This is a genomic window from Acetivibrio sp. MSJd-27 (assembly GCF_018918095.1).
Taxonomy (GTDB): domain Bacteria; phylum Bacillota; class Clostridia; order UMGS1840; family HGM11507; genus HGM11507.
Map to the genome: position 1 here is coordinate 32,506 of NZ_JAHLPV010000008.1, position 21,915 is coordinate 54,420.

The 21,915-nt window shown below is 46.1% G+C and carries 17 protein-coding genes, 1 tRNA gene, 1 other RNA gene and 1 other annotated feature; of the genes, 15 read left to right on the plus strand and 4 right to left on the minus strand.

Annotation, left to right across the window (positions count from 1 at the left end):
* The first annotated feature begins 14 nt into the window (after positions 1-14).
* From KQI32_RS13350 to KQI32_RS04570, 4 genes are read left to right on the plus strand one after another with little or no spacing between them, the layout of a single operon-like run.
* On the plus strand, positions 15-236 hold the full coding sequence (locus KQI32_RS13350; protein WP_253291063.1) for a hypothetical protein: 222 nt from the start codon (positions 15-17) through the stop codon (positions 234-236).
* Entirely contained in the window at positions 190-1,428 is a 1,239-nt protein-coding gene (locus KQI32_RS04560; protein WP_308167037.1) for an MBOAT family O-acyltransferase, read from the plus strand. Before KQI32_RS13350 ends, KQI32_RS04560 begins: the two co-directional genes overlap by 47 nt.
* Positions 1,429-1,439: 11 nt before the next feature.
* Positions 1,440-2,510, plus strand: coding sequence for a hypothetical protein (locus KQI32_RS04565; protein WP_177691075.1), 1,071 nt, complete (start codon positions 1,440-1,442; stop codon positions 2,508-2,510).
* Positions 2,511-2,523: 13 nt separating this feature from the next.
* Positions 2,524-3,747: a polysaccharide deacetylase family protein gene (locus KQI32_RS04570; protein WP_177691073.1), complete on the plus strand. Its 1,224-nt coding sequence runs from the start codon at positions 2,524-2,526 to the stop codon at positions 3,745-3,747.
* A 106-nt stretch (positions 3,748-3,853) separates the two neighbouring features.
* Here the strand turns inward: KQI32_RS04570 and KQI32_RS04575 are convergent.
* The 3 genes from KQI32_RS04575 to KQI32_RS04585 form a co-directional block, all read right to left on the minus strand.
* Positions 3,854-3,929, minus strand: a tRNA-Thr gene (locus tag KQI32_RS04575).
* Between the two features lie 461 nt (positions 3,930-4,390).
* Entirely contained in the window at positions 4,391-4,660 is a 270-nt protein-coding gene (locus tag KQI32_RS04580) for a hypothetical protein (RefSeq protein ID WP_216424157.1), read from the minus strand.
* Between the two features lie 220 nt (positions 4,661-4,880).
* On the minus strand, positions 4,881-7,214 hold the full coding sequence (locus KQI32_RS04585) for a SpoIIE family protein phosphatase (RefSeq protein ID WP_216424158.1): 2,334 nt from the start codon (positions 7,212-7,214) through the stop codon (positions 4,881-4,883).
* A gap of 396 nt (positions 7,215-7,610) precedes the next feature.
* Positions 7,611-7,845, plus strand: a binding site (T-box leader).
* 62 nt (positions 7,846-7,907) lie between these two features.
* On the opposite strand from KQI32_RS04585, the gene KQI32_RS04590 reads away from it, so the two are divergent.
* From KQI32_RS04590 to KQI32_RS04615, 6 genes are all read left to right on the plus strand, one after another.
* Positions 7,908-9,290, plus strand: coding sequence for an alpha-isopropylmalate synthase regulatory domain-containing protein (locus KQI32_RS04590; protein WP_216424159.1), 1,383 nt, complete (start codon positions 7,908-7,910; stop codon positions 9,288-9,290).
* A 1-nt stretch (position 9,291) separates the two neighbouring features.
* Positions 9,292-11,742 carry an AMP-binding protein gene (locus KQI32_RS04595; RefSeq protein ID WP_216424160.1) on the plus strand — a complete coding sequence of 817 codons (2,451 nt, stop codon included), beginning with the start codon at positions 9,292-9,294 and terminating at the stop codon, positions 11,740-11,742.
* Positions 11,743-11,887: 145 nt separating this feature from the next.
* Positions 11,888-12,703, plus strand: coding sequence for a Cof-type HAD-IIB family hydrolase (locus KQI32_RS04600; protein ID WP_216424161.1), 816 nt, complete (start codon positions 11,888-11,890; stop codon positions 12,701-12,703).
* Entirely contained in the window at positions 12,700-13,965 is a 1,266-nt protein-coding gene (hflX, locus tag KQI32_RS04605; RefSeq protein ID WP_216424162.1) for a GTPase HflX, read from the plus strand. Before KQI32_RS04600 ends, hflX begins: the two co-directional genes overlap by 4 nt.
* A complete protein-coding gene (locus KQI32_RS04610; protein WP_216424163.1) occupies positions 13,962-14,585 on the plus strand; it encodes a YigZ family protein in 624 nt (207 codons plus the stop codon). Before hflX ends, KQI32_RS04610 begins: the two co-directional genes overlap by 4 nt.
* Before the next feature lie 759 nt (positions 14,586-15,344).
* Positions 15,345-15,611, plus strand: a complete 267-nt coding sequence (locus KQI32_RS04615; RefSeq protein WP_177690333.1) for a hypothetical protein — start codon at positions 15,345-15,347, stop codon at positions 15,609-15,611.
* A 104-nt stretch (positions 15,612-15,715) separates the two neighbouring features.
* Here KQI32_RS04615 and KQI32_RS04620 read toward each other — a convergent pair whose 3' ends face one another.
* Positions 15,716-17,089 carry a polysaccharide deacetylase family protein gene (locus KQI32_RS04620; protein WP_216424164.1) on the minus strand — a complete coding sequence of 458 codons (1,374 nt, stop codon included), beginning with the start codon at positions 17,087-17,089 and terminating at the stop codon, positions 15,716-15,718.
* 256 nt (positions 17,090-17,345) lie between these two features.
* On the opposite strand from KQI32_RS04620, the gene ffs reads away from it, so the two are divergent.
* From ffs to KQI32_RS04645, 5 genes are all read left to right on the plus strand, one after another.
* Positions 17,346-17,610: signal recognition particle sRNA large type (ffs, locus tag KQI32_RS04625), an RNA gene on the plus strand.
* 263 nt (positions 17,611-17,873) lie between these two features.
* Positions 17,874-19,937: a DNA polymerase III subunit gamma/tau gene (gene dnaX, locus KQI32_RS04630; protein ID WP_216424165.1), complete on the plus strand. Its 2,064-nt coding sequence runs from the start codon at positions 17,874-17,876 to the stop codon at positions 19,935-19,937.
* 16 nt (positions 19,938-19,953) lie between these two features.
* Positions 19,954-20,304, plus strand: a complete 351-nt coding sequence (locus KQI32_RS04635; protein ID WP_216424166.1) for a YbaB/EbfC family nucleoid-associated protein — start codon at positions 19,954-19,956, stop codon at positions 20,302-20,304.
* Between the two features lie 12 nt (positions 20,305-20,316).
* A complete protein-coding gene (gene recR / locus KQI32_RS04640; protein ID WP_216424167.1) occupies positions 20,317-20,916 on the plus strand; it encodes a recombination mediator RecR in 600 nt (199 codons plus the stop codon).
* Between the two features lie 11 nt (positions 20,917-20,927).
* Entirely contained in the window at positions 20,928-21,911 is a 984-nt protein-coding gene (locus KQI32_RS04645) for a DnaD domain protein (protein ID WP_216424168.1), read from the plus strand.
* The last annotated feature ends 4 nt before the right edge of the window (positions 21,912-21,915 follow it).

A 21,915-nucleotide genomic window follows, 5' to 3' on the forward strand; every position in this document is an offset into this window, starting at 1 on the left:
AGAGAAGTACATGTATGATTGAAGGGGTTATGGGATATTATGGTTTTCAGTTCGCCGATTTTTCTATTCTTTTTTCTGCCCATTTGTTTGTGGGTCTATTTTTTGACGCCAAAGCGGCTAAAGAATCTGGTATTGTTAATTGCCAGTTTGTTTTTCTATGCCTGGGGCGAGCCGTTTTTTATTTTGCTGATGCTGGCGTCGATCCTGCTGAATTATATGTTTGCTTTTCTGATTGACCGGCATTCCGGCAAACTATGGCTGGCGATTGGCGTCAGCTGTAATCTTTTGTTTCTGATTTTCTTTAAATATTTTAATATGCTGGTGCAGACCGCCAATCATTTCTTTGCAGTCGAAAGTGTTCTGCCGGAAGGGCTGAAAAATATTGCTTTGCCCATCGGAATCTCTTTTTATACCTTCCAGATCATGTCCTATATTATTGACGTGTATCGAAAAAATGTGCCGGTTCAGAAAAATATCCTGAAGCTGGCATTGTATATCTCCCTGTTTCCACAGCTGATCGCCGGCCCCATCGTGCGTTATACGGATGTTGTGGAGCAGATTGACAGCCGTAAAACGGATGCCGGCAAAATCTGTGAGGGGATTTCCCGTTTTATTGTGGGACTGTCCAAAAAAGTTTTGATTTCCAACACCGTTGCCCAGACAGCGGATTTGATGTTTCACACGGATTCCGCCGCTTTGGAATTTTGGGGCGCATGGCTTGGAATTATCTGCTATACCCTCCAAATCTATTTTGATTTTTCCGGTTATTCCGATATGGCGATTGGCCTGGGAAAGATGTTCGGGTTTGATTTTTTGGAAAACTTCAATTATCCCTATATCTCCAAATCCATTCAGGAATTCTGGCGCAGATGGCATATCAGTCTTTCCTCCTGGTTCCGGGATTATCTGTATATCCCCCTTGGAGGAAACCGAAAGGGCAAAACACGGACTTATCTGAACAACGGCATTGTATTTCTGCTGTGCGGGCTTTGGCACGGCGCAAGCTGGACCTTTGCCTTCTGGGGACTGTATCACGGCTTTTTTCTGATTCTGGAAAAAATGTTTCTGGGCAGATACCTGGAAAAAGTATGGACGCCCTTTCAGCACCTGTATGCCCTGCTGGTGGTTATGGCAGGCTGGGTATTCTTTCGGGCGGATACCTTTTGCGGCGCTGTGCAGTATCTCAAAGCGATGGCGGGGATGAATGGATTTGGCAGCGTTGATCCGCTGCATCTGAGTTTTTATCTGTTCGCTGTTCTTTTGATTGCGGCGGTGGCCTCCGCTCCGGTGCTGCCGAAAATCAAGGAGCGTTTTCATGGCTGGAAAAGAGGAACAGCTGAATTTTTGACGCTTAGCGTGCTCTTTCTGCTGTGTTCGGCCTTTCTGGCAGGTAATGAGTACAACCCGTTTATCTATTTCCGTTTTTAGGGGGTGAGGGTATGAAAAAAATTCAAATAGCCATTATAGCGCTGTTTCTTTTGGTAATCTCTGTCCCTCTTCTTGGAATGGAGACCGGTCTATATACCGCGAAAAATGAGGAAAACCGTACGCTGGCGCCAAAGGCGCCGGTTACGGATGCCAAGGGCTACGAGGCGTATTTCAATGATCATTTCGGTTTCCGGCAGGAACTGGTCTCCCTTTGCAGTCTGTGGAAGAGCATGACTGGAAATCATCTGATTTCCAAAGAAGTTCTGAAGGGGAGAGAGGGGTGGCTGTTCTACACCACCGATAATGCGGATTTCGATCCGATTGCGACCTATCAGGGAAAAAATTTATATGATGAGACAAGATTGCAAACCATCTGTGAAAATCTGCAAAAAATCACGGATGGTTTGAAAGAGAGAAACATCCGGTTTTTGGTTGTAATCCCTCCCAACAAATGCACCGTCTATCCGGAATATCTCCCGGAGGCGGCGAATAAACCAGGGGAGCAAACCAGATTGGATCAGATAAAAAATTATCTGAAGAACAACAGCACCGTCGATTTGTTAGATCTTCGTCCGCTGTTTGCGCAAAAGAAACAGGATGCTACCCTTTACTATAAAACAGACACGCATTGGAATGAATACGGCGCCTTTTTTGCTGCGCAGGAAATTCTCTCCCATTTGGGATTGACAGGGGACAGCTTGGAGGATTATACTGTGGAAAAGAGCCGGATTGACGGAAAGGATTTGGCAAGGATGTCCGCCCTAAGCCATGTGATGAAGGATGATATGGTTTCCGTTCGTCCATCCGGCGGATTTCAGGCATATGAGACAGCGGGAGAGCTGGATACCGATAAGATTGGCGTCTATGAGCGGGAGATCCAGGCTCCTTCCATGATGATATATCGGGATTCCTTTACCGTGGCAATGTTTCCTTTTCTGGCGGAGCATTTTCAAAAGAGCGTCAGCAACTGGACCTTCCATATCAAAAAATCGGATCTTGAGGAATACCAGCCTGACATTGTCATTCTGGAAATTTTGGAGAGGAATATACCTTTTCTGGAAACAATGACGCTGGAAGAGTAAAAAGGGGGATAACATGAAACGAATGATTCGGAAAATCATCAGCGCGGCTTTGGTCTGCACTCTTATGGGGGTGCAGGCTTATGCCTATACCAACGATGAGTGGATGCATGTGGAAAACTACGAAGGGCGTCAAAATTGGCAGATTGACCGCGGGGAGTTCTGTGAATATCTGGTCAAGCTCTATGATTATGTGACCTGGGGCAAACCGGAACCGATTGAAAATCCCTTCTGGGATTTGGAGGAGGCGCAGCACCCATATGCCCTGGGAGCTTACTCTCTTGGCTTTGTAAAAGGCACGGATTCCACCACCTTCAGTCCCAAAAACCTGGTGAACCGCGCGGAGGCCTCGGTTATGCTTCTGCGTGTGATAAAAAAGATGTATCCGCAGCTGGACACTTCCGGCGGCGAGGGCATCGTTTTTCCGGACGGCGCTCCGGATTGGGCGCTGGAAGCGCTGCAGTTTATGTTTTCCCGCGGTTTTACCGGCGGGCATAACGGAGAATACGAGAAAATTGGCGCGTATGATCCGTTAACGCTGAGAGAAGCAGTTGCCATGGTGGATAAAGTGATGCGTACTTCTCAGTATCCGGTTGTTCATCCAACCTTTGACGGAGTGAAAAAAGTTTATCTTACATTTGACGACGCTCCCTCTCAAAATACGGTTTCGATTCTGAACACCTTGCGGGACTATGAAGCGCCAGCCACCTTCTTTGTTACCGGAAAGGCAGATGCCTCCATTCTGCTGCGCATGCGGGATGAGGGTCATGCCATCGGCAACCATACGCTGAGCCATGACTACGCCAGAATCTATAAAAGTTCCCAGGCTTTCTGGAATGATTTTGATGCGGAAGGCCGGTATCTTCAGGGTGTTCTGGGGTATCTGCCCACGCTGATTCGCTTTCCGGGCGGCTCCAACAATACGGTCAGTTACAACTACGGTGGAAGAAGCGTGATGAAAACGATCTGTTATCAGGCGAAACAATACGGATACCTTTATTTTGACTGGAATGTATCCTCTGGGGATGCGGATAAGACAACCGTTCCCAAGGATACCATTGTGCGCAATGTGCTGAACGGCTGTAAAAACAAGACGGATGCGGTGGTGCTGATGCACCAGTCCTCCTATAAAACCACGACAGCACAGGCTTTGCCTGAGATTATCCGGGGACTTAAGGATATGGGCTTTGTATTTGTAAGGCTGAACGAAGATTCAGTGCGTCCTCAGTTTTTGAGATAGAGCAAAACGAAGCGCAGGAAACAAAAATTTTGTGTGTTTGTAAACCTCAAAAAAGGGAAAGATTCCAATAAAAAAGACATTTGCTTATAACAAATGTCTTTTTTATTGGAGCTACCGATCCGATTCGAACGGACGACCTGCTCATTACGAGTGAGCTGCTCTACCTGCTGAGCCACGGTAGCAGATATAAATCGTGTATAACCTCACCAAAAATGTCTTTCGCTTCTATAAGCGATCCATTTTCTGGCTTGCCTTGTCCAACAAAGGAGATTGCCCTGTCATGAAATCATTCAGCGGAGAGTTGTACTTTCCCGAAAGAGGAAGTGTTCTCCAACCGCCTGCAGAGGCGTGTAACTTCTTGTTTTTCAATGTAATTAATACGCCATTGCTTATATTATACTACAATCCTTGTGAAAAGTAAATATAAAAATGAATATTTTTTCGTTACAAAATGCAAAGATTTTCACGAGAGAGATATTTAAGAGACTCGCGGTATTTACAAATGTGTTACCGGAAGCGGAGATTGCAAAAAGACCGCTGTATATTGATACAGCGGCCTTTTTGCTGAAAAATTTAAAAAATGAAGGAATACAGTATGAAAGGAAATGGATGAGGCTGAATGGCGGTAGGAAAGGGCAGTATGCTAAAGCAGTTTTACAAGAAGCAGGGCGATGGAGGCTAGCATGCCAAGACTGATAAATAGGGGAATCCAGTTTAGCTTCTTTTTTTGGCGGTGATAAGTGGATTTTTGGATTCCGTCAAACCGCTTACCGTACTCATAGACAATTTTTTCAGCCTCTTTCAGAGCCTTCCCCCGCTCTTTGGCGCTGCCATCCTTTAGAATGAGAATGGCCTCTTCAATATAGTCAGATTTCACATTTTTCAGAATGACGACTTCTCTGTTACGATTCATTTTTCTACCTCCGTATCATCTCTATTACTAGGATGGACAGAGGCTGGAATTTTATACATCAATTACGTAAAATATCCTGAAAAATTTTAAAGCATATAGCGCAGTATACGAACCCGTTTTTTGAATGCTTTTCCGTTTGATATCGCCAAACACCTCGTATTTGAGTGACAATCCGTCAGGATTTCCTGTGTAAACCATATGGAGTTCGACTCTTGAATGCTTATGCATTCATCATCACTTCAGAAACCATGACGGTCATATCATCTTTGGCGTTTTTGGAACTTTGAGCGATCTTCAATATAATTTCCGAAATATCTTCGGGTGTGGAGAGATTTACCGCGTTTAGTGCGTCAATCACCCAGTGTTCCTTGTTTACTGCGTCACAGATCCCGTCGCTGACCATGATAATCATGTCACCCTCCCGCAGTTTCAGCTGCTTTGCCTGTTCGCTGCCGCTGTTTATGATTCCGGCAGGGAGGTTGTCCACTGAAATGACCTCGCAGCTTCCATCCCTACGACGGATATAAGTGGGAGCGGCGCCTTTTTTCATGAATTCCGCCGTGCCGTTTTTCAGGTCAATTAGACCGAAATCAATCGTGGAGAAATAATCCGTTTCGGTTTTGATCAGCATGGAGGTATTTATCAGCTTCAAGGTTGCATCTTTGGAAAATCCGGTTTTTAAAAACTGCTCCAAAAGCTTGACTGTGGCGGAGGAGTAAGCGTTTGCTTTGTCCCCGCTTCCGCTTCCGTCGCAGAGCGCTAAAAAGAAATTCCCGTTGTCAAGATTTTTGCAGCAATAGCTGTCGCCGCTCTTCTCATTTCCATCCTTGTTCGATTGGCGCACGTGGGTGCTCAGATGAAATATTTCGCATTCCTTAAACAGCAAAACGCATTCCTTGTGCGAGCATTTTCCTTTATCCTTGTAAAATGGAATGTGAAACATATCTTTGAGTACCTTTGAGATGAGCTCAAAGCAGGGCGTTTCCTCCTGGCAGGGATAGAGACGTATTTCCACCTCATACTGGTTGTTAAAATTTTTGATCACATTGACCTTTTTGACATCAATGCTGTTTCGCTCCAGTTCAGAGGAGAGCTCCAGAGTCAGCTGGGCATCGAAATAGGGATTGGAGAGAATCTCCTCTTTTAAGTTTCCTACGATGTTTGAAATTTCAATAAATTGATCCCGGTAAATAGAGGTGTTTTCCATCATTTTATTTTGCCAGATGGTGTTCACCCGGTAAATTTCATACAGGTTGGTCAGGGAGTGGAGCACCTCGTCCGCTTTCACACATTTTTTGGAGAAATAAGGCGGGAAATCCTCGATTCCAGCGCTTCCGGTTTCCTCAATCTTTTTGGCCGCCTTGAACATGGCGTCCATGGTTTCGGTGTAATCCTTCTGCCAGCAGTAACTGCGCAGTGCACATTTCTTGCAGACCTTGTCTGCAACCGCGTCGAACAGAGCGCCCATATCGTTTAAGTTGGCGGGCTTTGTCTTGTTCATGGCGGACAGAATGGTATCAGAAAGCTTGCGGAAGGCCAGTCCAAGCCTGTCCAGCTTGACTGTGGCAATGTCTTTTATGATGGCGGCCTTGTCATATTCCGGAGAGGCGTTCTGAACATTCTTGAACATGCGATCAAAGAACTTGTCCGGAATCAGTACAAACAAAACCGAGGCGATGGCGATTTCGGGAAAGCCGATTACCATCAGACGTTCTTCCACCAGAAAGATAGAGGTGATGATATTGCCGATGGTAAAGCCCAAAATGCAGGTTAGTTTACCGTATTTGGAAAAGATGGAACAGCAAAGTCCGTTTAGCACATAGGTTGCTAGAAAAATTCCCATATTATTGCTGGATATGCCGGTCGCCAGTCCCATCAGAACAGCTGCCTGGGACGCCATTCCGAAATTTCCGAACATGGAGAACAGCAAGACCGCCAGCACGCCTATCACATTTTTTATGTAGATGGAGAATGGAAAAGCCAGATTTCCGATACCTGCGATGGCACAGGTTACCATGATAGCCGCCGCCGCCGTGTCCTCAGAGGTGAAAAAGCGTTTTTTGGACAGGGTAGTGAATACTGGCATTCCTTTTTTATAGATCAGATAGAAAACCGCAGAAATAAACGCTTCAAAAACGGTCAGCAGGATATCATACGGGGTAAAGTTGGTAAACATGATGAAGATCCAGCTGAACAGGAAGGAAACCGCAAAAATCAGATACGGCCTGTATTTACGCTTTTCCAGTTTCGGAAAGGTCATGGAGATGAACTTGTCCACCAGCACGGCACAGAAAATCATCAGAGCATATTTAAAGCAATTAATCTCCGGTGTTAATAAAAGTCCGGTAATGGCTCCTGCAAAGATAAATAAATTGGACTGACAGGCCAGCACAAAGGGGAGAATCAGCGGCGATAGGCCGCCAAGACAGTTGAAACGCGCAATAAGGACCGATAGGCCGGCTAATAGGATGATGTTTTGATACTTCCTGATCCCGGCAGTCAGTTTCAGCTTTGGGGCTTCGCCCGCAGTCAGAACATTTTCCATTAATTCCATGGTGATTTCACCCATCCTCTCGTTTTAATGTTACTTTCCTATTATAATCATTTCTTGAAGATATTTTTGTCATAATATGGTGATGAAATGAAAAATATTCAGCCCTTTTTCAACAAAAAAGAAGAAGAAAGCAGACAAAAGTACAGAATGGAAAAGATATTGCGATACAAAGAATATTTCTGTTTGTTTTTGTATAGCGATTCACTTCTTCTGAAAAAAGATGCAAACGCTGTCATGGCCGAAAAGCGTTCAAAAAACGGGTTCGCATACTGTGCTCTAAAAATGCCAATAGGTTTCATTACAACACTGCGGCGATATTCCGCAGCCTTCGTTGTTTTGGCAAAATAAAATCAGAAAAAGCTATTGACAAATCAAAAAAATATGTTAAAATAATGAGCAAATGCATTGAAGATATTAAACGTCAGCATTTCGTTTTTTCAGAGAGCCGCTGGATGGTGTGAAGCGGCAGGCGAAGTTTTCGTTGTCTCGTATCAGAGCAGGATTTCTGAACGCTCAGTAAGAAATCCCGGGAGATCCCGTAACAGATCAAGGGCTTGATGGAGTCCAATGAGTGGTTTCCCAATGGGAAACAATGCCGGGTGGTACCGTGGTCGATTTGATCATCCCGCAGAGATTTTGTAAATCTCTGCGGGATTTTTTTCTAAGAGTTCAAAAAACAGAAAGGATCTTGTCATGAAAAAAATAATTGTTTCAGATGTTTCGCTGAGAGTATTTACCGAGCAAAAAAAATCGCTTTCCTTTCGGGAGAAACTAAACGCGGCTCAATGGCTAGATGGAGCGGGTATTGACACGATAGAACTGCCTGCGGTTGTGAATGAAAAAGAGGACACGGTGATTTTTCGCACCATTGCCGGAGCACTGAAAAAGGCACGGATTTGCATTTTTGCCGGAGACAGTCTGGAAAGCCTTGAAGCGGCCTGGCGGTGTATAAAGGAAGCTGCAGATCCATGCATTCAGATTGTTCTTCCCACCTCCACTGTGCAGATGGAGTATCTTTATCACCTGAAAGCGCCGAAGATGCTGGAAAAGCTGGCGCTTCTCTGCAAACACGCTTCCGCGCTTTGCCCGTGCGTGGAGTTTGTGGCGCAGGACGCCTCCAGAGCGGAGGAGAACTTTGTTGCAGAGTGCTGTAAAACCGCTCAGGAAAACGGCGCTTCTGCTGTTACCGTCTGTGATGACAGTGGTATTTGTTTTCCGGAGGATTTTGCCGCTATGGTAAAAGAAATCAAAGCTGTCTGCAGCTTAAAGGTATTCGTGCAGCCTTCCGACGCGCTGAAGCTGGCAGCCGCCTGTGCCGTGGAAGCGGTTAAGGCGGGCGCTGATGGAATTAAGACAGCAGCTTATGGGGATTACCTCAGGGCGGATGTTCTTGCAGATATTTTCCGGGCGAAGGGGAACAGTCTTTCTGTGACATCAGGATTGGATATCACCGGTATTCACAATATCATTGCAAAGATTGACGGCACGGAAACCAATGCACCGACAGCGGAGTCCACTGAGATTCGGGAAGCGGATTCCATCCAGCTGGATGGCAGCTGTACCGTTGCCGATGTATCTGCTGTGGTTCGGGAACTGGGCTATGAGCTTTCCGACGAGGACAATGGCAAGGTTTTTGAGGAATTTAAAAGGGTGATTGCAAAGAAAGAGATGATCGGCGCACGGGAGCTGGAAGCTATCGTTGCCAGCGCCGCCATGCAGGTGCCTTCCACCTTCCATGTGGTGAGCTATGTGGTCAACAGCGGCAACATCATCGAGGCAACCGCCAATGTCACTTTGGAAAAGAACGGCGAAAAGCTGAGTGGTGTGAGCACCGGGGATGGCCCCATTGATGCTGCGTTCCATGCGATCGAGCAGATTGTCGGTTATCACTATGAATTGGATGATTTCCAGGTGCAGGCGGTAACCAAGGGAAGGGAAGCCGTGGGATCCTCTCTGATCCGCCTGCGTGCGGATGGCAAACTTTTTTCCGGAAACGGTGTCTCCACTGATGTCGTTGGTGCATGCATCCGGGCTTACATCAACGCACTCAACAAGATTGTATATGAGGAGAACTGATATGAAATTTGCTTTTTCCACAAAAAATGTACCGGCCGAATCTTATATTCAGCTCTGCAATCTGACGGCGGAATACGGCTTCGACGGATTTGAATTATACGATCCGGTGGAGGAGAAGGATGCCCATGAAGACAGCATTCTTCGTTCTGCAATGAATGCATCCGCAAAGCGCAAGCTGGTGAATCGGCATATCGAGGTAGCCTTCCTAACCTGTGCGGAGGAGATTTCGGAAGCGGCGGATCCGGAATTGATAAAGAAATGTGTTGAATTGGCCGTGCGGGCTTCCGCCGGCGGTATTATCCTGTGTTTCCGGTCAATCCCTGCGGAAAATACGCTGAAGCAGATTCTGGCGCCCGCTGTTGCGGCGGCGGAGGAAAACGGTGTTTTCATTCTTCTGGAAACCTCGGGAGTGCTGGCTGATACCAAAAAGGTTCTGGAGGTCGTCAGCATTTTTGAATCCGCCAGCATCCATGTCTGCTGGAATATTCGGGAGACTTTCTTCACCGCGGGAGAAGAAGCGGATACCACCATTCAGAATCTGGGCGCCTATATCAGTTATGTTCGCGTCGGAGACCGTCTGGAGGGGAAAGACGTCCTGCTTGGAGATGGGGAGCTTCCGGTTGCCGATTTTATGAATGCGCTGAAATCTCTGAATTACGAGGGGTATCTGTGTGTGGATTGGAACGAGGAAATCACTTCTCCGGATATCGTGCTGACACATTTTATAAGTTATCTGTCGGGCAAGCTTCCGGCGGCTGAAAAACCGCGGGAAATTTATTATAACCGTTCCCATACCGGCACGTTTCCATGGAAACGATATGACGTGGTGGATCTCACCTTCTCCCAGGTTCTGGATGAGATGGTGAGCCGGTATCCAGATCAGTACGCATTTAAATACACAACTTTGGATTATACCAGAACCTATGCACAATTCCGAGAGGATGTGGATCAGGCGGCCGCGGCCCTCATTTCTTTGGGCGTGAAGCCGGGGCATCATGTGGCTATCTGGGCCACAAATATTCCCCAATGGTTTATCACTTTCTGGGCCACTGTCAAGATAGGGGCTGTTCTGGTCACGGTCAACACGGCCTATAAAATTCATGAGGCCGAATATCTGCTCCGTCAGTCGGACACGCATACTCTGGTCATGATTGAAAACTGTCGGGATTCCGATTACAAGGCGATTGTGGAAGAGCTTTGCCCGGAACTGAAAAACATCAATCCCGGCGAGCCGCTTTATGCCAAAAATCTTCCCTTTTTACGCAATGTGATCACCGTTGGGTTTCATATGGACGGCTGTCTGGAATGGAATGAATTTGCGGAAAGAGAAAATTTGATTCCGCGGGAGGAAGTGCGCCGCAGGGCTGCCTGCGTTCGTCCTGGTGATGTCTGCAACATGCAGTATACCTCCGGAACGACCGGATTTCCCAAGGGAGTGATGCTGACTCACAGCAATATTATTAATAACGGCAAGATCATCGGGGACCGCATGGATATCTCCACAGCGGACCGGATGATGATTCAGGTGCCTATGTTCCACTGTTTTGGAATGGTGCTCTCCATGACGAATTGCATGACACACGGCGCGACGGTGAGCCCAATGCCGTATTTTTCACCGAAATCTTCCCTTGCCTGTATCAACGATGAACGGATCACCTGCTTCAACGGTGTTCCGACCATGTTCATCGCAATGTTCAACCATGAGAATTTCGCCAAGACGGACTTCTCCTATATGCGCACCGGCATTATGGCAGGCGCCAACTGTCCTCCGGATTTGATGCGCCGTGCCGCCGCCGAGATGAATATGACGGAGATTCTCAGCGTATACGGTCAGACCGAGGCTTCCCCGGGCTGTACGATGGGGGAAGTGAACGAGAGTCTGGATCTCCGTGTGGAAACCGTTGGAAGTGCGTTCCCCGGTGTAGAATGTAAAATCATTGATCCGGAAACCGGAGAGGACTTGCCGGACGGAGAGAACGGAGAGTTTGTCGCCCGCGGTTTTAATATTATGAAAGGGTATTATAAAATGCCCAGGGCGACCGAGGAAGCCATTGACGCCGACGGATGGCTGCACAGCGGAGATATCTGCTGCCGTACACCGGAGGGATACTATAAGGTGACCGGACGTCTGAAGGATATGATCATACGGGGCGGTGAGAATCTCTATCCCCGTGAGATTGAGGAGTTCTATCTCACCCATCCCAAAATCCGGGATGTACAAGTGGTCGGCGTTCCGGACAGCCGCTATGGAGAGGAGGCCTGCGCCTGGATTATTCTCCATGCCGGGGAAAGTTCCGATGAAAACGAAATGCGGGAATACGGAGCCTCCCATATGGCGATGCATAAGGTTCCGCGCTATTTCCTCTTTACCAAGGAGTTCCCTATGAACGCCGCCGGAAAAATTCTGAAGTACAAAATGAAGGAAGAATCGGTGGGAAAATTGGGTCTTTGACGAATAAGCCTGCAGCTCTGAAAGGAGTCTGCAGGCTTTTTATGTATTGGGAAAATATCGTATCCAAAAAAGAAAGTTGAAATTCATCCGGTGAAATGTTAGAATAAATCTTGAATGCAATGAAAGAAAGTGATGAGACAAACGGATGAATCAATTCAAAGGAATTACCATTATCAGCGATATGGACGGCACATTGTTAAACGATAAAAAGAAAATCGGTGCCGAAAACCGGGAGGCGATCTCCTATTTTATCGAAAACGGCGGAAATTTTTCCATCGCGTCAGGACGGATTTTTTCCCGACTTCAGATGTATCATAAGGTGATACAGGTGACATTGCCCGTCATTACCATGAACGGGATGATGATTCAGGATTTTTCTACCGGCAGTGTTTTGTACAGCGAACAGCTGGATCCGAGTGCGAAGGAATACACGAGGGCTATTTTTGAGAAATATCCTCATTTGGGACTGGAGATTTACACGGACGATACCGTTCATTTCATCCATCGGAACCGCCATATTGACAAGCATATCTCAGACGAGGGATTCCATCTGGATATTTGTACTCTGGATGAAGTGAACGGCGAGTGGAGAAAGGTGTTGTTCGGCTGTGACGAGAACCTTCTTGAGACGATTGAACGAGAGTTTGCCTATATGAAAGAAAAGGTTCACTTCACGAAAAGCGACGCGCATTTTTATGAGATTCTTGCCAAGGGTGCCAATAAGGGAAGCGCCCTTTGGAATCTGATCGAGCAGACGGGAATCGATCCGTCTCGGGTGATTGCAGTGGGGGACAATATCAATGACCTGGAGTTTATCGAGGCGGCTGGCGCCGGGATTGCGGTGGGCAATGCCTGTGAGGAAGTGAAAGCACACAGCCGGTTTGTACTCAGCCAAAACAATAATCAGGCGCCGATGAGAGAGCTTATCGGCAAGCTGGAAAACGGAGAAATTGTGATATGACAGAAGGAATCAACGAGAAGATCAAAGAAGTTGCGGTCATTGCCGGTGCGTCCCTGGGAAAGGGGACGCTGGATGACACGGATGAATATTCCTTAAAGGAACTGTGCGAGCTTGCCAAGACAGCGGGCGCTGAGGTGGCGGGTGTGATGATGCAGAATGTGAAGGCCTATGATCCGCGCACCTACATCGGCAGCGGAAAAGTGCAGGAACTCAGAGAATTTATAGAGAACAACGGCGTGACGGTTGCCGTCTTTGACGATGAGCTGTCCGGCTCTGTCACCAGAAATCTGGAGAGCGAGCTGGGGGTCAAGGTCATTGACCGCAGCCGCTTGATTTTAGACATTTTTGCGGGGCGCGCCACTTCCCGGGAGGGGAAATGCCAGGTGGAGCTGGCTCAGCTTCGTTATCTGCTGCCCCGGCTGTCCGGCATCGGATCCGATCTGTCCCGTCTGGGCGGCGGAATCGGCACAAGAGGCCCCGGGGAGACCAAACTGGAAAGCGACCGCCGTCATGTGCGCCGCCGGATTGAGCACTTGCAGACGGAACTTAAGGAGATTGAAAAACACCGGAAAAATATCCGCAAAAAGCGGAGGAAGGAAGAGATCCCGGTGGTTGCGCTGGTAGGCTATACCAACGCGGGAAAATCCTCTCTGATGAACGCTCTTACGGAGGCGGACACCTATGTGGAAAACCAGCTGTTTGCCACACTGGATCCCCTGATGCGCAGAATGCAGGTCAGCGACACGCTGGAGATTGTGCTGAGCGATACGGTTGGTTTTATCCGCAAGCTTCCCCATCATCTGGTGGAGGCTTTCAAGTCCACCTTGGAGGAAACGCTGTATGCAGACCTGATCCTGCATGTGGTGGATGGGGCCGGCACGGAAATCGAAAGCCAGATGAAGGTTGTAAACCAGATCTTAAACGATCTGGGGGCACAGGATAAACCGATGATCACCGTATTTAACAAATGTGATATTGCTTCGGCACCGCTTGTCCGCTGTGAGGGAGATACGATCAGTGTCAGTGCCAAGACGGGAGAGAATCTCCCTCTTCTTCTGGATAAAATCGATCAGAAACTGAGCGGGAGCAAAGTTCTGGTATCCCTCCTGATTCCATACAGTGAAGGGAAGCTTCTAGGCTTTTTGTATCAGAACGGTACCGTGATGAGCGAGGAAAATGTTGCCGAGGGAACAAAAATCCGTGTTGTGCTGGAGGAGGAACACCTTCACCGGGTACGGGAATTTATGGAGCAGGCGCTATGAATGGATATTATACAGCCGCAAAGCAGGCGGAAGCCGAGATTGTGGAGAAAAAATCCCGCTTCATCGGTTATATCAAGCCGGTGAGTACGGAAGCGGAAGCATTGGAATTTTTGAATCAGATTCGGAAAAAGCATTGGGACGCCACCCACAATGTCTATGCCTATGTCATACGGGAGAACAGCGTCAGCCGTTTTTCCGATGACGGGGAACCTGCCAAAACCGCGGGGGCCCCTGTTCTGGATGTCATTCAGAAGGAAGGGCTGACCGATGTCATCGTCGTGGTCACCCGATATTTCGGGGGTACCCTTCTAGGGACAGGCGGACTTGTCAAGGCATACTCCAAGTCTGCCAAAGCCGCCATGGACGCGGCGGGAAAGGCGAAACGGATCCTATGTACGGCATTTTTTTTGGGTATGTCCTATCCGATGTGGAATAAGCTTGAAAAGGAGCTTGATGGCTGTGTTGTGCGGGATATTCAGTATTCCGACGAGGTGAACGTAAGCCTTCTCACGCCGTCGGAGGAATATGAAGCTCTCTGCCGGCGGCTGACAGATCTGTCTGCCGGAGAGGTGGAGCCGGTGACTGCCGGGGAAGAATTTGCTGCTTTTCCGGAGAGATAGGCTTTTGAATGCATGAAACAAAAATATAAATTGAAATAATAAAGCAACGTCAAAGATTTCTTTGGCGTTGCTTGTTTTTTCAACCGGAGAGATTCGAAAAGGCTGAAATTATCTTGCAGGTGAAATTCCTTTGAAAAATTCAGAGTAATCAACTCCGAAAACTTTTTGCAGACCGACTAAATTATTTGCAAAAAGATTACCTATCAGTGAGTAGAAATATTAAAATATTTTTAAAATTTAGATTTTGCTTATAGGTGTAAGCCAAATAATTTTGAATTTATGGTATAATGATAATGCATAAGTAGGGGGTGTATATCTAAATTAGCTGTTCAATTAAGCAGTAATTCAATGAGGTCTGAATGTCCAAAGGAGTTAAGCGTTTTTAGTTAACTGTTATAAGATTTTTTCGCCGAGATATCCTCCACAGACAATGGATTTGTAGGGAAGGGGCTTGCCCCTTCCGAAAGCAATCTGAAGGTTTCCTATATGCAGTTAACAGTCATGAATGTTACTTGAAGAGAAAATTTTGCACTTTGTACAGTGCACTATACTCTAATGATGCCAGACGGGGAATCAGCCGATTGGAATCCGACCTCAAATAAAAACAGGAGAAGCAACGCCCCGACAAGCCGTTTGCTCCTCCCTCCATCGCAACCAACTGTCTTATAGACAAGGCTGCACAAATATTATACACTGTGTATCCTTTTCTTTCAAGCGGTTGGTACAAATTTATGCGTATCACGCGGAAAGGAACCAAAAATGGATATCAAACAAGCATTGTATGAATGGATTGACGAGCTCTTTGAGCAGGCGAGAAGCAGCTTTGGACAGACAGAGCTGCACGCCGCGGTCAGAATGCCTTTGGATGAACTAGTGCTTCCCATACTCGGAGAGGTGGAACAGGCTGTCATACAAAAGTATCTGGCCGCCTGGCAGAGTTATTATTTTGCGGAAGAAAAATTTCTGTTTCAGCAGGGAGTGAAGCACGGGATCACGTTGATAAAAGGGCTGGAATCTATTTCTTAAAGACCGCTGCCGTAAAATAGAGTGAAAAGGGTGTGCCGCAATGTTATTTTTTATTGCGGCACACCCATGTTGAAAGCTTCTTTCGGAGAGCATTTTTGAGAATATTAAGGAATATTTTTCAGAAACCCTGAAACCGGCACCAATTCCTCGATCATCCGGATTTCATATCCCTGATTCATCAGATGCTGCATGACTTTTGGCAGATATTCTACAGTCAGTTTTTTATCGTGCATCAGAATCAAGGCGGTATTATGGCGGTTGATCTGCGGTATGATAGAATTTAATACTTGGGCGGCGGTTGTCCCCGCTTTCAGCGAATCCTGGGAATCAATATTCCAGTCATATATTTTATATCCCGCATGAAACAGCTTTTGATACTGCGGCATTGTCAAAGTACCTGCGCTTCCATAGGGAGTACGGATGATGGAGGTGCGCTGTCCGGTGATTTTTTCTAATACCGCGTTGGCCTGTTCCATCTCATTCAGAGGTCCGCTGTCCCCGCCGTAAAATTTCTTGTACTCGTGGGTGTAGCCGTGGAGGGCAGGGGTGTGTCCCCGCGCAACCAGTTCTTTTACAAGCTCAGGATTCCTGTCCATATTGGGTCCGAGCATGAAGAAGGTTCCGCGGGCGCCGTAGCTTTCCAGAATATCCATAATTTTTTTTGTGTAGATGGAAGGACCGTCGTCAAAGGTTAAATAAGCAATTTTTTTTCCTCCTGTCTCCGGGAGATTACGGACAACAATATCCGCTGTTTGTGTCAGTGTGCTGTATCCGTTCTCTATTTTAGCGGTTACCGAATAGGCTCCTTCCGGAAATGCCCAGGCAGGAACGCCGTCGCGAAGGGGAAGAATCTCATAATAAGGGCTGCCATCTTTGGACCAGGTAACCTTTAAATCTTCGTTGACCGGGTATTCCAGCTTTAGCTTGTCGGAGAGTTTTTCTCCCTCTTTCAGATAGAGCTTTGTTTTATCAAATTTGAACGCAATCTCTTTTTCCGATTCAGCTATCTTCCAAGACGCAGGATTTGCAAAGTTAATATGAAAAGAATTGCTCTTTTTATCATAAGAATAATTCACGCCAAAATAGTCCAGAATAGGATTGAGCGGGAAAACAACCGGGTTCTGCAGATTCAAATTTTCCGTTTTATCCCCATAGTGGATGGTATTATTGCGGAAATCAATTTTGACAGACTGTGTCTGCGTCGACAGAGCGAGAATATCCTCTTCATGCCGAATCCGCATATCGCCGTCAAAGGAAAAAAGTTCGGCCAGCTGTTCTTCCGACATGGACAATATTTTTTTCTGAAGCGCGGGCGCCTGCTGGCTGTATTCTTTTAATACGCCGTTTATGTAGATGTCCGGATAGGAATGATTATCCGGTGCGGCGATTGTAAGCGGGATGATATAGGCGAGGGAAAACAGAAGCAGAAAAACACCGATCACCTCAAGCCTTTTTTTCCAATTTCCATTGCGTTTCATGTTCAACAACTCCTCCTTAAACCATTATAATATAAATGCGTAAAAAATGCATTAATTATAGCAAAAAAAATATTTCCAAAAGAACATTGTCTCAGTTTGTTGTTATTTCATAATGTTTTTTCATACTGTAAAAATTTTCTTTCAAATCTTAGGATTTTTTTTTGCAAATCAGTTGAATTAAAGTGGAAAATGTATTATAATTAAAATCCAATGCAATAAATTTGATATCGATCCGCGAAAGCGGTTGATATACCATCCGCACTAACCGGGGAGTTAGCGGTGCCCTGTACCTGCAATCCGCTATAGCAGGGGTGAATGCTTCCGCGCGGCTGTCGTTCTGTATAGCTGGTGTTTGTAAGTGGTGATGAGATTTTGGTCCTGTGCAACGTTTGGCTGTGAACCTCGTCAGGTCGGGAACGAAGCAGCGATAAGCAGTTTTTTGCGTGTGCCGCGGGGTTGCTGAAGTTGAGCTAACTGCAAAAGTGCCGTGTATAGACGGCTGTCAATCGGAAGCTGTGCGGTTTTTTTATAATCTAGGAATTTACGGCAAAATAGGTTAAAATTTATTTTGGGCAAAACAACATAACAGGAAGCCGTAATTTATTAGATTTCAAAAAGTTTAGGAATGGTTTTATAGATAGTTTGTCCGCAAATGGACCAATTTTTATTGGTCTTTTTTCACTTAAATTCCTAATTATTAGATGTGTTGGAGAAAGAAAAAGTTATCCGATTTGTATAGAAAATGAAAGATAAATTTGAAATTTTGAAAAGATGGTGATGGAACATGTATCAGGCATTGTACCGCAAATGGCGTCCGCAGACCTTTTCGGATGTGATTGGCCAGGAGCATATCGTTGATACACTCAAAAATCAAATTATACATAACCGAATCTCACATGCATATCTGTTCTGCGGTTCCAGGGGAACAGGCAAGACGACGACGGCAAAGATTTTTTCACGGGCCGTCAATTGCCTTCATCCAGTAGACGGCAATCCTTGCAACGAGTGTGATGCCTGTCTTGGAATCTTGAACGGAAGCAATATTGACGTGGTGGAGATTGACGCCGCTTCCAACAATAAAGTGGACAATATTCGGGAGATTCGTGATGAAGTCATCTATCCTCCGGCGGATGTAAAATATAAAGTCTATATCATAGACGAGGCGCATATGCTGACCACCAGCGCCTTCAATGCCTTGCTCAAAACATTGGAGGAACCTCCGGCGTATGTGATTTTTATTTTGGCAACAACAGAGTTTCATAAGATACCGGCTACGATTCTGTCCCGATGCCAGAAATTTGATTTTAAACGGATTACATATAGAGACACGGCCAAGCGGGTACAGCAGGTTGTGGAGAAGGATGGGCTGAAGGTTTCTTCAGAGGGGATCAAATTATTGGCCAAGGCTGCGGACGGTTCGATCCGCGACGCTCTGAGCATTCTTGACCAGTGTGTCAGCGCGGGAAAAGATGAGATCGGTTTTGAGGATATTGCCAACATATTGGGCGCTTCCGATCCCGTTTTTGTTTCAAAGCTGGGGAATGCCGTGATAGAGGAGAATATCTCTTCCGCATTGCTGATGGTAAATGAGGCGGTTTATAACGGAACGGATATCCTGAAACTGAGTGATGATTTAATCGAATATTTCCGTAATTTGATGATTGTGAAAACCACGAAAAAGCCCTTGGATGTATTAGATGTGTCGGAGGAAACGGTTGCGGAGTTGGAACAGATTGCAAAACGAATTCCTTTAAACCGGATTTTGCATATTATTGAAGTTCTTTTTGACACGATGAGCTATGCAAAATTTATCACCAATCCGAAAATTGCACTGGAAACCGCAATGCTGAAAATTGCGGCGAAAGAAACCGATCGGGATATGGATGCGATATTGAATCGAATCGAACTTTTGGAGCAGAAAGCCATGCAGGTTCCTGTCATGGAGGCTGTCAACCTATCTCAGCAATTTCCGGACACAGCGGAACGAATGGAAAATAGCTCTCAGACATTTGTGGAAGAACCGATGTTTGCCGCTGAAGACAGCGAAGAAAATGTTTTACAGGAACAAGTTGAGGTTTCGCCGAAAGAAAATCAGAAAATGGACGAACCGGAATCTATCCTATTTGACGAAGGAATTCCGGTCGAAGAACTGTTGGAACAGGCAGATGAGCTTGCGCAGGAGGCCAATGAACCGGATCCGGGAGAGGAACCGAAAGAAATTCCTGCTCCAGACACATATGCTATTTCGGAAGAAGAGCAGGATATTTCCGCTAAACCAGCGGATTTGCTGTCAGATGATGTCGGAATGATGGAAGAAGCTTTTGACGGTTTTGTTCCAATGGAGGAGGAAGATTTGGCGGAAGCTTTTGACGGTTTTGTTCCAATGGAGGAGGAAGATTTGGCGGAAGCTTTCCAAAGTTTTGCGGAGGAGGCCGCTTCGGCAGAGAAAGAGGAGCCTGTTTCGGAGGAATCGGAAGATAGGAAAGTTTCTTCTCAGGATGTGGACCGAATCGTTGAGGGCTTTGCGGAGATTATCAATGACGCTGCGGCAGATGCGGATTTTGCATTTCGAGGGATTATGGAGCGGGCAGAGATTCAAAAATCTTCCGAAACTGGGAATAAGATTTCGATCCTTTTCCGGCAAAATTCTCTTTACCATATTGCAAAAATGAGCAAATATGATAAAATAATTGTACAATCCGTAAAACGGCTTTTTGGCTTGGATATTTCTGTGGAACTGGAAGAGAAGCAGCAGAAAAAAGAGGAACCTGCCAACAAAGGGAACCCGCTGGATGATGTGATTCAAAAAATTCAGGAAGATGATGAGATAAGATTTCATTTGGAGTAGAAAGGAATGTGAAGAGATGGCAAGACAGAAATTTCCCATGGGCGGCATGGGCGGAATGAATATGAACAATATGATCAAACAGGCGCAGAAAATGCAGGAGGATTTATTGAAGGCACAGGAATCCTTTGATGCGGAAGTGATGGATGTTACCAGTGGAGGCGGTGCCGTGAAGCTGAAAATCAGCGGAAAAAATGAGATACAGGAGCTGAAACTCGATCCGGAGGTTGTCGATCCGGAAGATGTTGAAATGTTGGAGGACTTGATTGTGGCTGCCGTCAATGAGGGCATTAAGACGGTGGAGAAAGCAAAACAGGAAAAGATGGGAAAGGTTACCGGCAATTTGGGCGGTATGCCCGGCCTGTTTTAAGGAAAAAAGCGTATGAGTTATTTTGTCGCACCGCTGGCAAGCTTGATTGAAGAATTTAATAAACTGCCGGGGATTGGCAAGAAAACAGCGCAGAGACTGGCGTTTTATGTGATATCCAGGGATAAAGGATATGCGGAGGATTTTGCCAAGGCGCTTATGGATGCAAAAGAAAAGATAAAATACTGCACCCAATGTTTCCACATCACCGATAAAGAACGTTGCGATATCTGCGGGAATCCTAACAGGGACCCGTCAGTTATCTGTGTAGTCGAGAGTCCGAAGGATGTTCTGGCAATGGAAAACACCAAAGAATACCATGGCGTTTACCATGTGCTGCACGGAGCAATATCGCCGTTAAATGAAATCGGACCGGATGATATCCGAATAAAAGAGCTGATAGAACGGGTTGCAAAGGGCGGAATCAAAGAAGTCATTCTCGCCACCAATGCCAATGTGGAAGGGGAAACAACAGCTCTTTATATTGCGAAAATGCTCAAGCCCTTTTGTGAGAAAATTACCCGCCTGGCGAACGGCCTTCCGGTGGGTGCGGATATTGAGTATGCAGATGAAGTGACGCTGGTGCGGGCTTTGGAAGGCAGATATGGGATATAGGAGTGTTGAACATGACGGACGGGACGCGGGTCATAAAAAAGCGGACCAGAAAATATATAAAGATACCATACGACTTTTTCGAAAGGCATTTGCCTCTGGCAAATGCCAATTATTTAAAAATTTATTTATATGCTTACTATGCGGCAACCAATGACGAGTCTGAACTGAACAGTGAGATTATTATGGAAAAACTGGGTGTCAGCAGAGAGGAAATCGAGGCAGCCTGGCAGTATTTCAGCAAGGCGGGATTGATCAGCATTGAAGAGAATTCCATTGAATTTTTGGATCTGGAAACCGTTTATAAAAATGGGAGAAATGCTTCGCCGCATCCAGCTTCCGCCGTACCGAAAAAGAAGGCGGACGCGGTACGTTTTCTTGCGGGAAATACAGAATTCAAGAAACAGATATCCTATATTGAAATGCAGATAGGCAGCGAGATATCCCACAAAGATCTGGAGGAACTGTATGATCTGTTTGTGGAAAACCGGGTACCCTTTGATGTTGTGGCAGCTGCCGCCGGCCATTGCGTATCCAGAGGAATTAAAAATATTTCCTATATTTCAAAGGTAGCTTTTGAATGGTTTTCTCAAGGGTTGACTGATTATGAAAAAATTGAGGAATATCTCTGGAACAAGGAACAGCATATACCGCAGATGGCTGAGACGGATAAATACACAGAACTTAGGGAACTGTTTCTGTTAAACAGAGATTTCTATGACATAGAGAAGAAGTATATTGATTCCTGGATCGGTGAATATGGTGCCACAAAAGAGAAAATCAAGGATGCGATTGACAAGACGATCCTTAATACGGGAAAAATCAACTTTCCTTATATTGATAAGGTAATCAAGACAAACGCAGCCGGGACTTATCAAAAACCCCTCTCCACGGTTTCTTATGGAAAGAAAACAGCGTTTCATAATTACAACCAGTCTGGCTTTGACTACGATAAAATCAGTGAGGCATTGCGGGCAAAACAGACCCGTGAAAAATAGGGGA

Coding starts and splice junctions, on each gene's coding strand:
- KQI32_RS13350 (WP_253291063.1), top strand. CDS start 15: ATGATTGAAGGGGTTATGGGATATTATGGTTTTCAGTTCGCCGATTTT.
- KQI32_RS04560 (WP_308167037.1), top strand. CDS start 190: ATGCTGGCGTCGATCCTGCTGAATTATATGTTTGCTTTTCTGATTGAC.
- KQI32_RS04565 (WP_177691075.1), top strand. CDS start 1,440: ATGAAAAAAATTCAAATAGCCATTATAGCGCTGTTTCTTTTGGTAATC.
- KQI32_RS04570 (WP_177691073.1), top strand. CDS start 2,524: ATGAAACGAATGATTCGGAAAATCATCAGCGCGGCTTTGGTCTGCACT.
- KQI32_RS04580 (WP_216424157.1), bottom strand. CDS start 4,660: ATGAATCGTAACAGAGAAGTCGTCATTCTGAAAAATGTGAAATCTGAC.
- KQI32_RS04585 (WP_216424158.1), bottom strand. CDS start 7,214: ATGGAATTAATGGAAAATGTTCTGACTGCGGGCGAAGCCCCAAAGCTG.
- KQI32_RS04590 (WP_216424159.1), top strand. CDS start 7,908: ATGAAAAAAATAATTGTTTCAGATGTTTCGCTGAGAGTATTTACCGAG.
- KQI32_RS04595 (WP_216424160.1), top strand. CDS start 9,292: ATGAAATTTGCTTTTTCCACAAAAAATGTACCGGCCGAATCTTATATT.
- KQI32_RS04600 (WP_216424161.1), top strand. CDS start 11,888: ATGAATCAATTCAAAGGAATTACCATTATCAGCGATATGGACGGCACA.
- hflX (WP_216424162.1), top strand. CDS start 12,700: ATGACAGAAGGAATCAACGAGAAGATCAAAGAAGTTGCGGTCATTGCC.
- KQI32_RS04610 (WP_216424163.1), top strand. CDS start 13,962: ATGAATGGATATTATACAGCCGCAAAGCAGGCGGAAGCCGAGATTGTG.
- KQI32_RS04615 (WP_177690333.1), top strand. CDS start 15,345: ATGGATATCAAACAAGCATTGTATGAATGGATTGACGAGCTCTTTGAG.
- KQI32_RS04620 (WP_216424164.1), bottom strand. CDS start 17,089: ATGAAACGCAATGGAAATTGGAAAAAAAGGCTTGAGGTGATCGGTGTT.
- dnaX (WP_216424165.1), top strand. CDS start 17,874: ATGTATCAGGCATTGTACCGCAAATGGCGTCCGCAGACCTTTTCGGAT.
- KQI32_RS04635 (WP_216424166.1), top strand. CDS start 19,954: ATGGCAAGACAGAAATTTCCCATGGGCGGCATGGGCGGAATGAATATG.
- recR (WP_216424167.1), top strand. CDS start 20,317: ATGAGTTATTTTGTCGCACCGCTGGCAAGCTTGATTGAAGAATTTAAT.
- KQI32_RS04645 (WP_216424168.1), top strand. CDS start 20,928: ATGACGGACGGGACGCGGGTCATAAAAAAGCGGACCAGAAAATATATA.